Origin of the sequence: Glutamicibacter soli (assembly GCF_003309065.1) — a bacterium.
Taxonomy (GTDB): domain Bacteria; phylum Actinomycetota; class Actinomycetes; order Actinomycetales; family Micrococcaceae; genus Glutamicibacter; species Glutamicibacter soli.
In genome coordinates this window covers 261345-275654 of the sequence record NZ_POAF01000004.1, presented here as the reverse complement: position 1 = coordinate 275654, position 14310 = coordinate 261345, and the positions used below count along the sequence as shown (strand labels likewise).

Annotated in this window: 14 protein-coding genes; 8 read left to right on the top strand and 6 right to left on the bottom strand. The window is 66.9% G+C overall.

All coding sequences use genetic code 11. The features are described from left to right. Positions 1-79: 79 nt before the first annotated feature. On the bottom strand, positions 80-1558 hold the full coding sequence (locus C1H84_RS10380) for an MFS transporter (protein WP_052772545.1): 1479 nt from the start codon (positions 1556-1558) through the stop codon (positions 80-82). A gap of 218 nt (positions 1559-1776) precedes the next feature. Beyond that, on the bottom strand, positions 1777-3243 hold the full coding sequence (locus tag C1H84_RS10375; protein WP_047120456.1) for an MFS transporter: 1467 nt from the start codon (positions 3241-3243) through the stop codon (positions 1777-1779). 287 nt (positions 3244-3530) lie between these two features. On the opposite strand from C1H84_RS10375, the gene C1H84_RS10370 reads away from it, so the two are divergent. From C1H84_RS10370 to C1H84_RS10355, 4 genes are all read left to right on the top strand, one after another. Then, a complete protein-coding gene (locus C1H84_RS10370) occupies positions 3531-4289 on the top strand; it encodes an SDR family NAD(P)-dependent oxidoreductase (protein WP_113607357.1) in 759 nt (252 codons plus the stop codon). Between the two features lie 132 nt (positions 4290-4421). Beyond that, on the top strand, positions 4422-5609 hold the full coding sequence (locus C1H84_RS10365) for a 3-ketosteroid-9-alpha-monooxygenase, oxygenase component (protein WP_181728105.1): 1188 nt from the start codon (positions 4422-4424) through the stop codon (positions 5607-5609). Positions 5610-5694: 85 nt separating this feature from the next. Continuing rightward, a complete protein-coding gene (locus C1H84_RS10360; protein ID WP_047120458.1) occupies positions 5695-5973 on the top strand; it encodes a hypothetical protein in 279 nt (92 codons plus the stop codon). Positions 5974-6096: 123 nt separating this feature from the next. Beyond that, positions 6097-7356, top strand: a complete 1260-nt coding sequence (locus tag C1H84_RS10355; protein ID WP_113607356.1) for an NADH:flavin oxidoreductase — start codon at positions 6097-6099, stop codon at positions 7354-7356. Positions 7357-7396: 40 nt separating this feature from the next. Here C1H84_RS10355 and C1H84_RS10350 read toward each other — a convergent pair whose 3' ends face one another. Next, the gene (locus tag C1H84_RS10350) at positions 7397-8512 is read right to left on the bottom strand and encodes a PrpF domain-containing protein (protein ID WP_113607355.1); all 1116 of its coding nucleotides are present in this window, start codon (positions 8510-8512) and stop codon (positions 7397-7399) included. A gap of 70 nt (positions 8513-8582) precedes the next feature. Next, positions 8583-9563 carry an alpha/beta hydrolase gene (locus C1H84_RS10345; protein ID WP_113607354.1) on the bottom strand — a complete coding sequence of 327 codons (981 nt, stop codon included), beginning with the start codon at positions 9561-9563 and terminating at the stop codon, positions 8583-8585. Positions 9564-9790: 227 nt separating this feature from the next. On the opposite strand from C1H84_RS10345, the gene C1H84_RS10340 reads away from it, so the two are divergent. Then, positions 9791-10378, top strand: a complete 588-nt coding sequence (locus tag C1H84_RS10340; protein ID WP_047120462.1) for a TetR/AcrR family transcriptional regulator — start codon at positions 9791-9793, stop codon at positions 10376-10378. Here the strand turns inward: C1H84_RS10340 and C1H84_RS10335 are convergent. Together C1H84_RS10335 and C1H84_RS10330 are read right to left on the bottom strand one after the other, a co-directional pair. Then, complete coding sequence (locus C1H84_RS10335) at positions 10375-10908, bottom strand: GNAT family N-acetyltransferase (RefSeq protein ID WP_425323564.1); 534 nt, start codon at positions 10906-10908, stop codon at positions 10375-10377. The two genes, C1H84_RS10340 and C1H84_RS10335, sit on opposite strands and share 4 nt — an antisense overlap. 2 nt (positions 10909-10910) lie before the next feature. After that, a complete protein-coding gene (locus C1H84_RS10330; protein WP_113607353.1) occupies positions 10911-11261 on the bottom strand; it encodes an ArsR/SmtB family transcription factor in 351 nt (116 codons plus the stop codon). A gap of 98 nt (positions 11262-11359) precedes the next feature. Here C1H84_RS10330 and arsB point away from each other — a divergent pair, with 98 nt between their 5' ends. Genes arsB through C1H84_RS10315 form a run of 3 tightly spaced genes read left to right on the top strand, consistent with a single transcriptional unit; the run spans position 11360 to position 14290 of the window. Further along, positions 11360-12445, top strand: a complete 1086-nt coding sequence (arsB, locus tag C1H84_RS10325; protein WP_280524259.1) for an ACR3 family arsenite efflux transporter — start codon at positions 11360-11362, stop codon at positions 12443-12445. 3 nt (positions 12446-12448) lie between these two features. Beyond that, positions 12449-12856, top strand: coding sequence for an arsenate reductase ArsC (locus C1H84_RS10320; RefSeq protein WP_113607352.1), 408 nt, complete (start codon positions 12449-12451; stop codon positions 12854-12856). Positions 12857-12865: 9 nt separating this feature from the next. After that, the gene (locus tag C1H84_RS10315; RefSeq protein WP_113607351.1) at positions 12866-14290 is read left to right on the top strand and encodes an FAD-dependent oxidoreductase; all 1425 of its coding nucleotides are present in this window, start codon (positions 12866-12868) and stop codon (positions 14288-14290) included. The last annotated feature ends 20 nt before the right edge of the window (positions 14291-14310 follow it).

Genomic DNA, 14310 nt, shown 5'->3' with positions numbered 1-14310 from the left:
GGCACAGAGGCCGGGGAGGGACACCGATTACTGGGTCCCTCCCCGGCCTCTTGCCTGTGTTGCCTGCTGCCCGCTGGGCTTAGCTTTCGACGGCTCCGACCAGATCCTCGTTACCGGCGGCAGCAGTGCCGGCGGCACGCTTCCCGTTCTTCCGGTCGCGGATCAGCCAGGAAACCACGAAGCCGATCAGGCTGGTGGCCAGGACGATCGTGTAGGTCAGCGTGTAGGCGGATTCCGACGGAACGCCAACGCCCTCCACGGTGGAGGAGGCCAGCGCCATGGTGGTCACGGTCGTGCCCACGCCCATGAAGATGGTTCGGGTGACCGTGTTGATGCCCATGCCCTCGCTGGTGTTCTCCACCGGCACCGACTCGGCGACCAGGTTCGGGAACGCGGTGTAGGCGAACATGGTGCCGATGAACACCACGTTGATCGCGATAATGTAGCTCAGCACGCTGTACTGCGCCCAGAACAGCGCCCCGTAGCCGATCACGCAGATGACCACGCCGATCAGCAGCGAACGGCGGGCACCCACCTTCGCGGCGATCTTCCCGCTGATCGGCGAGCAGATGAACGCCACGGACGCGGCGCCGAAGATGACCAGTCCGCCCATGGTCGGCGACAGACCCAGGCCCACGCCGAAACCGGCCGGGGAGAGCATGATCATCGGGCCGATGATCTGCGCGGCGACCAGCGGGCCCACGCTCAGGATCGCGGTGGCCAGCTGGGTCAACGCCATCTTGTTGGTCTTCAGCAGGCGCAGGTTGATCATCGGGTTCTGGACCCGCAGTTCCCACCAGATCCAGATCGCGGCGAGGGCCAGGCCGCCGAGCACGAACTGCAAGGTGCGGGCGCTGGTGATGCCCCAGGCGGCCGCGTTCGAAACGCCATAGAGCACCAGTGCCACGGCCGGGGCGAAGAGCAAGCCTCCGATGTAGTCGATCCTCCGGTCGTCCTTGCTCAGTCCGGTGGAACGGTCAAGCATGGTCATGGCCATGACCGCTGCGATCAGGCCCAGGATGCCGGAGACCATGAACAGGCCGTGCCAGTTGCCCAGGTCCAGCAGCACGCCGGCCACCAGGCTGCCGCCGGCGCCGGCGATGAAGGATACCGCGGCGACCAGCGCGATGGCACCGGGGACCTTGTCCTTCTCGATGCCCGCACGGGCGATGCCCAGGCCCAGCGGCAGCGTTGCGCCCGCCGCGCCCTGGAATGCGCGGCCGATGATGACCCCGATGATGGAGCCTGCCGTGAAGCTGATGATCGAGCCGACCACCGAGATGCACAGCACGATCACCAGCATCTTCTTGCGTCCGTAGATGTCTCCCAGGCGGCCGCAGATCGCGGCGGAGGCCGCGGCGACGAGCAGGAAGGAGGTGGCCGCCCAGCCGGCGGTGGCCGCGTCCGTCTGGAACTCGGCCATTAGGCTGGGCAGGGCGATGAAGATCATCGCGGATTCAAAGGTGCCGACCAGTTCCGTGGCGATCAGCACGGTGATGATCTTTGCATAGCTGGACCGGGTGGCCCCGGCCTGTTGTTTGTCTAGAAACGACGCCATCGTGTTTCCTTTGCTGTTGTCAGTGCATGGTTGCGACAGCGCCCGGGGAACCGGGCGCTGGGTAATGCGTACTGAAAGAAAGTCCGGAACGGCGCGCGAGATTTGGGATGCGCCACCGGCGGACGGGTCCCCGCCCCGGACCGCTCGATGCGTCGAGCAAGCCGGGGCGGGTGGAATATGGCGGGTCCGGGTGGTGCCGGACCCGCTGCGCGCGGGGCCTAGCGTCCCTGGACGCTCAGGGTGGAATCCTGCGGATCCGCGGCGTCGGTGCGCGGCGCATCCTTGATGCGTAGCGCCAGCAGGAAGCCGATCACGCAGGAAGCGCAGATGATGATGTAGGCGGTGTTGAACGCTGACTCGGTGGAGACCATGGTTCCCTCCACGGTGGAGGAGGCCAGCGCGACGGTCAGCACCGTGGTGCCCACGGCCATGAAGATCGTGCGGGTCACCGTGTTGATGCCCATGCCCTCGCTGGTGTTCTCCAGCGGCACCGATTCGGCGACCAGGTTCGGGAACGCGGTGTAGGAGAACATGACGCCGATGGAGATCACGTAGGTGTTGATGATGAAGGTGAGCAGGTTGTTGTCGGCCCAGAACATCATCGAGTAGCCAATAAAGCTGATCACGATGCCGATCAGCAGCGCACGCCTGGCGCCCACGGCCGCGGCGACCTTGCCGCTGAACGGGGAGCCGACGAAGCTGAGCGTCGCGGCGCTGAAGATGATCAGGCCGCCCACGGCAGGCGAGACGCCCAGGCCGGCCGGGTCGGTGGCCGGGGCCAGCAGGATCAGCGGGGTCAGGATGCCCACCGCCACCAGCGGGCCGATGCCCAGCACCGCGGTGCACAGCTGGGTCAAGGCCATCTTGTTGGCCTTGAGCAGGCGCAGGTTGATCATCGGGTTGGAAACGCGCAGCTCCCACGCGACCCAGAGGGCCGCCACTGCCAGGCCGCCGAGCACGAAGCCCAGGGTCCGTCCGCTGAATACGCCCCAGGCGCTGGCGTTGGTCAGGCCGTAGAGCACCAGGGCCACGGCCGGCGCGAAGAGCAGGCCGCCGACGTAGTCGATGCCGCGGACTTCGCCGCGGGCCACCGGGGAGGTCTTCAGCATGGTGATGACCATCAGCGCGGCGATCAGGCCCATGGCGCCGGAAACGATGAACAGCGCCTTCCAGTTGCCCAGTTGCAGCAGCACGCCGGCAATCAGGTTGCCGCCGGCGCCGGCCAGGAACGAGGACCCGGCGATCAGCGCGATCACGTTCGGCACCCTTTCCTTGGGCAGTTCCTGGCGGGCCAGGCCCAGGCACAGCGGCAGCGTCGCCCCGGCCACGCCCTGCAGCGCACGGCCCAGGATCACGCCTTCCAGCGAACCGAAGGTGAAGCTGATAATCGAGCCGACCACGGAGATCGCCAGCACGATCGCCAGCAGCTTCTTGCGCCCGTACATGTCGCCCAGTCGTCCGCAGACCGCGGCGGAGGCGGCGGCCACCAGCAGGAAGGCCGTCGCGGCCCAGCCGATGGCGGCTGCGTCGACGTTGAACTCGTGCATCATGCTGGGCAGCGCGATGAAGATCATCGCTGATTCAAAGGTGCCGACGAATTCGGCGACCAGCAGGACGCTGACAATTTTCGCGTAGCCAGGGAACTTGGCCGTTTTCGGTGAGGCATGCTGCCCGGAGGACGCCATGGCGCTTCCTTTTCTGTGCGGTGTGAGTGATGTACGCCCGCGGTGCATCGGTGGTTCCCGGGGCTTCCTTCCCGGGAGTGCGCGGATCGCCAAGCGTCCTGCGCGACGCAGTTAACTGCGTGGATCGGGGGCCGGATGCCGGCCGCCCTGCGCGAGCGTGAAATCAGTATGTTGCCGATCCGAAAACCGCTCCGCGCAAAGTCCCAGACAGTGGGATAAGAGGAGATCCTCGTCACATCCGCTTGGCACACTGAGTGCTGAAGCGTTGGCAACGAATAGGAGCAGGCATGGGTGTACTCGACGGCCGGGTGGCTTTGATCACCGGAGCGGGGCAGGGCGTAGGCCGCGGCATCGCCCGCGCATTGGCGTTCGAAGGAGCGCGGGTAGCGCTCGCCGGACGCACCGCGCAGAAGGTGGAAGACACGGCCGCCCAGATCCGCGCGGAAGGCGGAGACGCCCATGCGTTCACGTGCGACGTCATCGACCCGGAACAGATCGAAAAGCTGGTCGGGGACGTGGTGGAGCATTTCGGCTCCCTGTCCATCCTGGTCAACAACGCGCAGACCACCGTGCACGGACAGCTGCTGGACCTGGCGGAGCAGGACTACCTGCGCGGCATGGAATCCGGCCCGCTGGCCACCTGGCGCTTGATGCGCGCCTGCCACCCGCATATGCAGGGCAATGACGGCGCCATCGTGAACCTGGGTTCGGCCGCGGGCGTGCGGTGGAACCCGACCGGCTACGGCGGCTACGCGGCCGCCAAGGAAGCGATCCGCGTGCTGACTCGCACGGCCGCCTGCGAATGGGCAGCCGACGGCATCCGGGTCAACGCAATTCTTCCGCTGGCCACCTCGCCCTCCCTTGAGCATTGGGAGCGCATCAACCCGGAGGAAGCCCGCGAGTACATCGCGACGATTCCGCTGGGGCGCATGGGTGACACCGAGAAGGACATCGGCCCGGCGGTCGTGTTCCTCTGCTCGGAAAACTCCCGCTACATCACCGGGCATTCCCTGCCGGTGGACGGCGGGCAAGTGCTCATGCGCTGAGCAACCCTGCAAGACCCCCAGCTCGCTGCACCAAACAGGCCTTCACCGATGATGGCCCTGCCATCGGTGCGCAGCTACCCTTCGGCGGCACCTTACGGATCGCCGGCACCACACCAACGCAAAGGAGAAGCCATGTCCATTGACATGACCGAAATCACCGATTCCGAGCAGTTCGACGAAGTCCGCCTGATCGACGCGGGCAGCAACCCGACCCGCTTCGCCCGCGGCTGGCACTGCCTGGGCCGCTCCAAGGACTTCCGCGACGGCAAGCCGCACACCATCAAGGTCTTCGGCACCAAGGTCGTCATCTGGGCCGACACCAAGGGCAAGCTCAACGTGCTGGACGCCTACTGCCGCCACATGGGTGGCGACCTGTCCAAGGGTGAAATCAAGGGCGACGAGATCTCGTGCCCGTTCCACGACTGGCGCTGGGGCGGCGACGGCAAGTGCAAGGACGTGCCGTACGCACAGCGCGTGCCGCTGCGCGCCCGCACCGCCGCCTGGGAAACCATGGAGGTCAACGGCCTGCTGTTCGTCTGGAACGACCCGCAGGGCAACCCTCCTCCGGCTGACGTGACCATCCCGGAGATTCCGGGCTTCGGCACCGACGAGTGGAGCGACTGGTCCTGGAACACCTTCCTGGTCGAGGGCTCGAACTGCCGCGAGATCGTGGACAACGTGGTGGACATGGCGCACTTCTTCTACGTGCACTACCAGATGCCGCAGTACTTCAAGAACATCTTCGAGGGCCACATCGCCGCGCAGCACATGCGCTCGACCGGCCGCGACGACATCCACACCGGCGTGCAGCTGGACATGCCTGACTCGGAGACCATCTCCGACGCCGCCTACTACGGCCCGTCCTTCATGCTGGACACCGTGTACACCGTTGCCGGCGACACCACCGTTGAAACCAAGCTGGTCAACTGCCACTACCCGATCTCGCAGGACTCGTTCGTGCTGATGTTCGGCACCTCGGTGCACACCATCGACGGCGTCACCCAGGAGCAGGCCAACGCCATGGCCGACATGTTCACCGAAGGCGTCGAGACCCAGTTCAAGCAGGACGTGGAGATCTGGAAGCACAAGACCCGCATCGAGAACCCGCTGCTGACCGCCGAAGACGGCCCGGTCTACCAGCTGCGCCGCTGGTACGAGCAGTTCTTCGTGGATGTCGAGGACATCACCGAGGACATGGTCGCCCGCTTCGAGTTCGAAGTGGACACCACCAAGGCACTGGAGACCTGGAAGGTCGAGGTCGCTGAAAACGTGGCCAAGGGCATGGTTCCGGAACAGGATCCAACCAAGGCCAAGGCCTAGCCTTTACCGACTAACCACGCACCCGGCGCATCGATGCAGGGGAAAAGTACTATCGGCCCGGAAACGGGCCAGCGAGGAGCACCTCATGAAACAGATCGATTGCCAGCAGTGCGGGACCGCCGTCCTGGTGGAGAAGTTCAGCATCCCGCACACCAGTGTGCAGTGGGTCAGCGATGCGGCGACCTCGTGCCCCCGCTTCGCCGAAGCCACGGCCGATGCCCGGGACAGCGTGTGCGGCACCACCGCACTGAGCTGCTCGTCATTGAGCCAGAGCATCGATGACGCGGTGCGCGAGGGCCGCCTGCCTATCAAGTCCCGCGTGGAGCCGGTCATCGGCGACGCGCTTGTCGCCGACGCCCTCTAGGAATTTCGGCGGCGCACCCGGCAAAGGGGCTCCCACCACGGTCCGCACCATGGTGGGGGCCCCTTGTCTCTGTTTGTTATCCCCTATCCCACCACCCGGCCTCGTGCCGCGAAAAGGATGAGCATGACCACGACAATTCCCGATCCGTTCGCCCCGGTCACCCTGGGCCCGGTGACGCTGCGCAACCGCATCATCAAGGCCGCCACCTCCGAGGGGCGCTCCCCCAAGGGCCTGGTCACCGACGACCTGATCGACTTCCACCTGGACTTCATCCGCGGCGGCGCGGGCATGACCACGGTGGCCTACTGCTGCGTCTCCCCCGAGGGCGCCTCGGCGCCGGGCCAGATCCTGATGAGCGAGAAGTCGCTGCCAGGGCTCAAGCGGCTCACCGACGCGATCCACGCCGAGGGCGGGGCGATCTCCGCGCAGCTGGGCCACGCGGGCATGGTCGCCTCCAAGAAGATCACCGGCGTGACCTCCATGGGGCCGAGCAAGTTCGTGAACCCCTCCTCCATGGAATACTGCCGCGCCATCCTGCGCGAGGAAATCACCATGGTCATCGAGCAATTCGGGGCGGCCGCCCGGATCGCGGTGGAAGCCGGCTTCGACGCCGTGGAGCTGCACTTCGGGCACAACTACCTGCCCAGCTCCTTCCTCTCCCCGCTGCTGAACCGCCGCAAGGACGAATACGGCGGCAGCATCGAGAACCGTTCGCGCTTCGTGCGCGAGATCGCCCAGCGCGTGCGTGCGGAGGTCGGGGGCAAGATCGCGGTCATCGCCAAGATCAGCATGGACGACGGGCTGCCGGGCAGCATCTGGCTGAACGACTCGATCCGCACCGCGCAGCTGCTGGACGAGGACCGCAACCTTGACGCGATCGAGCTGACCCAGGGGTCCTCGATCATCCGTCAGATGTACCTGTTCCGCGGCGACGTGCCGGTCTCTGACTTCGCGGCGGTGGTGAAGGAACCGATGAAAACCGGCGTGCGGCTGTTCGGCAAGTTCGCCCTGGGCAGCTTCCCGTACAAGGACCTGTACATGCTGGACGCGGCGCGCCAGTTCGTGCCGGCCATGAAGCACACCAAGCTGATCCTGCTCGGCGGCATCAACAACCGCGAACACATCGACACCGGCATGCGCGAGGGCTTCGACTTCGTGGCCATGGGCCGCGGGTTGCTGCGCGAGCCCGACCTGGTCAACCGCATCCGCGAGGATTCCACGGTCACCAGCCGCTGCATCCACTGCAACAAGTGCATGTATACGGTCTACGGGCGTACGCACTGCGTCATGGAGCCGAACAGCCACCACGGCGCGCTGCCGGAAGCCGACTCGCCGTACGCGGCGGACCGCGAGCGGTTGCTGCCGCTGAGCAGCGTCGGCTAACCGCCCGCTCTGAAAGCATCGTGCGGCTGCCGCGGGATTCCTACCGCGGCAGCTGCACGAAGCCCTTCATCAAGACCCTCGCGGTGCGCAGCAGCGAGGTGTGCGCCAGCTTTCCCGCGTTGTCGAAGTGCGCGGCGGCGGACACCGAGCCCGACGGCGTGCCCAGGCGGATGACCTCGCCCTGCCGGCCGCTGGCCAGCGCGGCAGGGATGCTGCCGGGAACCTGCGCCGCGGCCGCCAAGCACATGGCCCCGGTGCCCGGAACCGCCTTGTGCGTCTGCCCCATGGAAATCACCCGGATCACCAGATCCGACTCCGCGGCATCGCTCAGCGTCCCGTCCAGCAGCATCGCGGGAGCGGGAGCCGCGGCGAGCACGATCTTCGGCATCACCAACGCGGCATCTTCAGACGTCGCGCACAGCCCCATGGCCGCGGAGCCGGCCCGGCGGATCTTCTCCAGCAGTTCCATCACCGGTTTGTTCGCGTCGATCTGCTCCGGGCTTTCGGTGCCTTCCAACCCCAGCCGGGACGCCTCGATGACCACCGTGGGCAGCGCGGCGTCGACCAGGGTGACAGGGTAGTCGTGCCCCTCGACGCGCAGCGTATCCACCGGGTTGCCGGTGGGCAGCAGCCCCGCGCTGCGGCTTCCCGCCGGGTCGGGGTAGCTCAGTTCAATGGGCGCGGCGGTGCCGTGCACCCCGGGCAGCGACAGCTTCCCGCCTACCGCGGCGCGTCCTTCAATGACGGTCAGGACCACCCGGACGATTTTCGCGGTGTTCGTGTTGTACAGCGTGAATTCCTGCCGGCCGTCCGGGGCCTGGACCAGCCCTGCTTCCAGGGCGAAGGGAACCACGCCGGAGGACAAGTTGCCGCAGTTCCCGGCGTAGTCCGTTTCACCGGTATCCACCGCGACCTGCCCGAAGGTGTAGTCCAGGTCCACGCCTTCGCGCTGCGAGCGGGAAGCCACCATGACCTTGGACAGCGAGGAGATCCCGCCGCCCAGGCCATCCAGCTGGCGGCCGAAGCGGTCCGGGGAGCCCAGCGCCTCGGCGAAGACCCGGTTCCGGTCGGATTCATCCTCCGGAAGCCAGTCCTGAGCGAAAAACAGGCCCTTGCTGGTTCCGCCGCGGACGAATGCCGCCTCAATCCACTGCACGCAAACTCCTCATTGCCGTCCTCGCAGACCGCAATGCGGCCCCTGCGGCAATTCTAGGTGCGCTTCAGCCTCAGGCGTTCACCCGGTCCATGTCGTGCAGGAATTCAAGGAACTTGTCGGTGACCTGCGCTGCGCGCTCCATGGCGATCAGGTAGCCGCCCCCGGGCACGGTCTGCACCGAGCGCACGTCCTCGTGCTGTGCGTCGAGCTGCGCCTGGATGCCGTCGCCGTACTGTTCGGCCAGCTGCAGGTCGGTCTCCGAGCCCAGGAAGTAGTACGGGACATTGGTGCGTCCGGCGGCGCGGGCATTGCGGTATTCCCAGTTCAAATCCGCCACCCGGTACCAATTGATGCCGCCGCCGAAACCGCTGCGGGAGAAGTCGCTGACATAAGTTTCCAGCTCCCATTCATCCAGCCAGGACCAGGGCAGGGCCGGCGGCTGCGGCAGCGCCTGGCGGTAGGGGGTTCCCGGCGGGTTGGCGTACACCGCGCCGAAGTCGCCGTCGGTGGACAGCACGTGGAAGATCTTGGCGATGATCTCGCGCGGGTTCGCGTCGTAGTCGGCTCGGGCGCCCTGCGGGTCCACGTGGTAGTAGGCCATGTGGTTGAAGGCTTCCTTGCCGCGCTCGATTTCGGTGAGCGAAGGCAGCGCGTCGTAGTGCGGCAGGCCGGCGTATTGCAGGCCGATCAGCGCGCGCACCCGTTCGGGGTGTTCGGCGGCCAGGTCGTAGGCGGCGAACATGCCGTAGTCGATGCCGGAGACCACCGCTTGTTCCTCCCCCAGGTGGTCCAGCAGGCCCACCAGGTCCGCGGTGATGACATCGGCCCGGTACGCCGCAAGCTCTTCGGGCGCCTCGGTCTGGCCCATGCCGCGCAGATCCGGAGCCACCACGCGGTAGCCGGCCTCGGCGAGCGCGGTGATCTGGTGCCGCCAGCTGAACCAGGTGTGTGGGAAACCATGCAGCAGGAGAACCAGCGGGCCCTGGCCTTCTTCCACGTAGTGCATCTGGATGCCGTTGATCCGGGCGTAATGGTGGGTCCAGTTCCTCATGGGCTGCTCCTTCGGGAAAAGAAATCGGCGGCGGTCGGTTCACGCCGCCCACCATTACATCCCGGCGCCATGGCGGGCCGAGCGGCGCATCCCGGTGGCCGGGACGCGCCCCGCGCCAATAACGAGCGCTTGGTTAGTTGTTAGGATGGAATTCGACTCCGCAGCGCCCGGCGCGCGGCGAATACCCGGAACCTCCTGCACCTGCACCTTCTGCGAAAGAGCGACATATGGCTGAAAAGACCGCCCCGGCCCGACGGACTGTCATCCTCGACAACGCTGCCCGGCTCTTCGCCGAGCAGGGCATCGGCGGCACCTCGGTGCGCGAAATCTCCGCCTCGGTGGGCATGCTTTCGGGCAGCCTCTACCACCACTTCGCTTCCAAGGACGAAATGGTCGAGGAGATCCTGACCGAGTTCCTCGAGGAGCTGCAGGGCCGCTACCGCAGCGTCACCGATTCGGGCACCGAACCGCGCGAAGCGCTGAACCAGCTGATCCGCATCACCCTGGAAATCATCCGCGACTTCCCGTACGCCACGCAGATCTACCAGAACGAGGTTGCGTACATCCAGAAGCTGCCCAAGTCCACCGGTGCGCGCGCCATCAGCAGCGACATCGCCAAGCTCTGGGTGGAAGTCATCGAGCAGGGCATCGCCTCCGGCGTGTTCAAGAAGGACCTGGATGCCCACGTGGTGCACCGCCTGGTCCGCGACGCCCTGTGGCTGACCGCCCGCTGGTTCTCCCCGTCCAAGAAGTACACGCTGGACCAGCTGACCAAGGACTGCAGCGCGCTGTTCCTCGACGGAATCGTGGCCTAGGTTTCCGCTGCTGCGCCCGACTCCAGGCGCAGCTCGTACAGGACCGTGTCGATCCACTGGCCCGCCAAGGGGCCTGCCGACGCTTGGGCAATGCGCTCCCGGTAGCCCACTTCGCGGAATCCCGCCTTGCGGTGCAGCGTCCTGCTCGCGTGGTTCTCCGCGAAGATGGCGCACTGGATCGTCCAATAACCCCGCGCCCGCGCCCGTGCGCCCAGCGCTCCGAGCAGGGCGGTGCCCACGCCCCGGCCTGCCTGCGCGGCGTCGACGTATACCGAATGCTCGATCACGCCGCGATAGGCCCAGCGTGCGGACACCGGCGACGCGGCAATCCACCCGATCACGGCACCGTCCCGGTCGACCGCGACCAGGCCCAGCTGTGCAATTTTTCGCGCCGAGAAGTCCTCCCAGGAAGGGACGGCGCTCTCGAAGGTGGCCAGTCCTCCGGCGACGCCCTGGCGGTAGATGCGTTCCACGCCCGGCCACTGCCCAGCGGCCATCGGGCGCAGCTGGACGCCGGCGGGCGGCTTCACGCTCAAAGCTCCGTGATCAGCGCGGCGGCCTTGTCCAACGACCCCGGAACCAGGGTGTAATAGGCCCAGGTCCCGCGCTTCTCGCGGGCGAGCAGCCCGGAATCCACCAGGATCTTCAGGTGGTGCGAGACCGTGGGCTGGCCCAGCTGCAGCGGTTCGGTCAGATCGCAGACGCAGGTGCCGTCCGCGGGCCCGTGCTTGACGATGGACAGCAGCCGCAGGCGGTTCGGGTCGGCAATCGCCTTCAGCAGCCGCGCGGCCTCGCGCGCCGCGGCTTCGGCCAGCGCCGGCGCGGCACAGGTGGCACAGCAGGCTGCGCTCGCGGCGTCGTCCGCCACCGGGGTTGCCGTCATCTGGAGCACCTACCTAAATTGACATTCTTCGATATAAGTCATCATACTCGAACCGGAAACATATATCGATGAACATCAATATTGCCTAAGGATGCTTCGTGCCACCAACGACAACTCCCGCTGCGCGCCGGGCTCCGGGGAAGCTCTCCACCCTGGACCGCTACCTGGCGGTCTGGATCCTGCTGGCCATGGCCCTGGGCCTCGGCCTGGGCCGGCTGGTCCCGCAGCTCGGCCAGATCGTGGATTCCGTCCAGGTCGCCGGCGTTTCGCTGCCCATCGCGCTGGGACTGCTGGTCATGATGTACCCGGTCCTTGCCAAGGTTCGCTACAACGAAACCGGGCGCGTGCTGGCCGACAAGAAGCTGATGATCACCTCGCTGGTGCTCAACTGGTTGCTGGCGCCGGCCTTCATGTTCCTTCTGGCCTGGCTGTTCCTCCCCGACCTGCCCGAATACCGCACCGGGCTGATCATCGTGGGACTGGCCCGCTGCATCGCCATGGTGATGATCTGGAACGACCTGGCCTGCGGCGACCGGGAGGCCGCCGCCGTGCTCGTTGCGGTCAACGCGATCTTCCAGGTCGTCGCCTTCGGCGTCCTGGGCTGGTTCTACCTGCAGGTCCTCCCCGCCCGGCTGGGACTGCCGACCACCAGTGCGGAGTTCTCCGTGGGCGCGATCACGCTCTCGGTCCTGGTGTTCCTGGGCATCCCGCTGCTGGCCGGATTCCTCACCCGCGCCGTGGGCGAAAGGGCCAAGGGCCGCGACTGGTACGAGGGCGTCTTCCTTCCCAAGATCGGCCCGTGGGCGCTGTACGGGCTGCTGTTCACCATCGTGCTGCTCTTCGCGCTGCAGGGGGATGCGATCATCAGCAACCCCTGGGACGTGGCCCGCATGGCCCTGCCGCTGCTGATCTACTTCGTTGTGGTGTTCGGCGCCGGGATGCTGATCGGGCGCGCCCTGAAGCTGGGCTACGAGCGCACCACCACCCTGGCCTTCACCGCCGCCGGCAACAACTTCGAGCTGGCCATTGCGGTCGCCATCGCCACCTTCGGCGCCACCAGCGGCCAGGCCCTGGCCGGGGTGGTCGGCCCGCTGATCGAGGTGCCGATCCTCGTCGCCCTGGTCTACGTGGCGCTCTTCTCGCGCAAATTCTTCCCCGCCGCTTCTTCGCCGCTGAAAGGCTGACCCATGAATACCAAGCCCTCGGTGCTGTTCGTCTGCGTGCACAATGCGGGACGCTCCCAAATGGCCGCCGCCTACCTGCAGCACCTGGCCGAAGGCCGGATCGAAGTCCGCTCGGCAGGTTCGGCCCCGGCCGACCAGGTGAACCCGGCCGCCGTCCAGGCGATGCGCGAAGAGGGCATCGACCTGTCCGCCCAGACCCCCAAGATCCTGACTACGGCGGCTGTGCAGGCCTCCGATGTGGTCATCACCATGGGCTGCGGGGACACCTGCCCCATCTTCCCCGGCAAGCGCTACGAGGACTGGACGCTGGATGATCCAGCAGGCCAGGGCATCGAGCCGGTGCGCAAGATCCGCGACGAGATCCGCACCCGCATCGAACATCTCATCAGCGAACTTCTCCCGCAGCGTTAGGAACCCGCCATGAAGAACAGCCATCCCATCGTGATCATCGGCGCAGGTCCCATCGGGCTGGCCGCCGCCGCGCACCTCAGCGAGCGCGGAGAACAGTTCCTAGTCCTCGAGGCAGGCGAAGCTGCCGGGGCGTCCATGCGCGAATGGGCGCACATCAAGCTGTTCTCCCCGTGGAAATTCAATGTCGACGCGGCCGCCCGGCGGCTGCTGGAAACCCCGGCGGGAAACTGCCTGGGCGACTGGGCCATGCCGCGGGAAACCTCCCTGCCCACCGGCGGCGAACTGGTGGAGCACTACCTGCTGCCGCTGGCCGCGCACCCCGCCCTGGCGCCCTCCATCCGCTACCTGCACCGCGTCATCGGCGTTTCGCGCGTCTTAGACGACGGGATCGGCCTGGACAAGACCCGCACGGCAGGTCGCGACCAGGCGCTGTTCCTTGTCCGCACCCAGTCCCCCGAAGGCATCCGCGACGTCACCGCCCGTGCGGTGATCGACGCCTCCGGCACCTGGAATACCCCCAATCCCGTCGGACGCGCGGGGCTCGAAGCCCCGGGCGAGGCAGAAGCCCGCGCCCGCGGCGCCATCACCTCGCCGCTGCCCGATCCGCTGGGCGCGGACCGGGACGCCTTCGCAGGCAAAACGCTGCTGGTGCTCGGCGCCGGGCATTCGGCGGCGAACACCCTGATTTCCTTGGGCCGGCTGAAGAGCGCCCACGCGGACACGAAGATCCTGTGGGGACTGCGCGGAACCGCCAACCCGGTCAAGCTCTACGGCGGCGGCGCAGCGGACCAGCTCCCGGCCCGCGGGCAGCTGGGCACCAGCCTGCGCCGCCTGGTCGATACCGGGCAGGTCGACCTCATTGAAAACCTCTCCATCGTGCGCCTGGAAAATGGCGAGCGCACCCTGGTCGTAGGCGCCGACGGGCGGGAACTGCACGTGGACTACATCGTTCCGGCCACCGGCTTCCGCCCGGATCTGTCGATCCTCTCCGAGCTGCGCCTGGAGATGGACCCCGCGGTGGAAGCCCCGCGCGAGCTCGGGCCGCTGATCGATCCGGAGTTCCACAGCTGCGGCACCGTCAGCGCGCATGGGGAGCGCGTGCTGTCCCACCCGGAGCCGAACTTCTACATTGCCGGCATGAAGAGCTACGGCCGCGCCCCGACCTTCTTGATGGCCACTGGCTACGAACAGATCCGGTCCATCGCCGCCCATCTGGCCGGCGACCTGCAGGCCGCCGCGAGCGTCCAGCTCTCCTTGCCGGAGACCGGGGTCTGCTCCACGGATCTCGGCGGATCCTGCGATGCCCCGGCCCAGGACGCCTCGGGCTGCGAAACTGGCCAGCCGGAGCCCGAATCCTGCTGCGCGTCGCCGCAACCGGTCACCTTGGGTTTCCCGACCGGCACCCTCCACGGAAACAAGGGCCTGCTGAAATAGGTCCGCTCTCCGAAGCTCCG

What these genes read in the sequence shown, in the direction of transcription:
- C1H84_RS10380 (WP_052772545.1), bottom strand. Translation starts at nt 1,558, where the DNA reads ATGGCGTCGTTTCTAGACAAACAACAGGCCGGGGCCACCCGGTCCAGC.
- C1H84_RS10375 (WP_047120456.1), bottom strand. Translation starts at nt 3,243, where the DNA reads ATGGCGTCCTCCGGGCAGCATGCCTCACCGAAAACGGCCAAGTTCCCT.
- C1H84_RS10370 (WP_113607357.1), top strand. Translation starts at nt 3,531, where the DNA reads ATGGGTGTACTCGACGGCCGGGTGGCTTTGATCACCGGAGCGGGGCAG.
- C1H84_RS10365 (WP_181728105.1), top strand. Translation starts at nt 4,422, where the DNA reads ATGTCCATTGACATGACCGAAATCACCGATTCCGAGCAGTTCGACGAA.
- C1H84_RS10360 (WP_047120458.1), top strand. Translation starts at nt 5,695, where the DNA reads ATGAAACAGATCGATTGCCAGCAGTGCGGGACCGCCGTCCTGGTGGAG.
- C1H84_RS10355 (WP_113607356.1), top strand. Translation starts at nt 6,097, where the DNA reads ATGACCACGACAATTCCCGATCCGTTCGCCCCGGTCACCCTGGGCCCG.
- C1H84_RS10345 (WP_113607354.1), bottom strand. Translation starts at nt 9,563, where the DNA reads ATGAGGAACTGGACCCACCATTACGCCCGGATCAACGGCATCCAGATG.
- C1H84_RS10340 (WP_047120462.1), top strand. Translation starts at nt 9,791, where the DNA reads ATGGCTGAAAAGACCGCCCCGGCCCGACGGACTGTCATCCTCGACAAC.
- C1H84_RS10330 (WP_113607353.1), bottom strand. Translation starts at nt 11,261, where the DNA reads ATGACGGCAACCCCGGTGGCGGACGACGCCGCGAGCGCAGCCTGCTGT.
- C1H84_RS10320 (WP_113607352.1), top strand. Translation starts at nt 12,449, where the DNA reads ATGAATACCAAGCCCTCGGTGCTGTTCGTCTGCGTGCACAATGCGGGA.
- C1H84_RS10315 (WP_113607351.1), top strand. Translation starts at nt 12,866, where the DNA reads ATGAAGAACAGCCATCCCATCGTGATCATCGGCGCAGGTCCCATCGGG.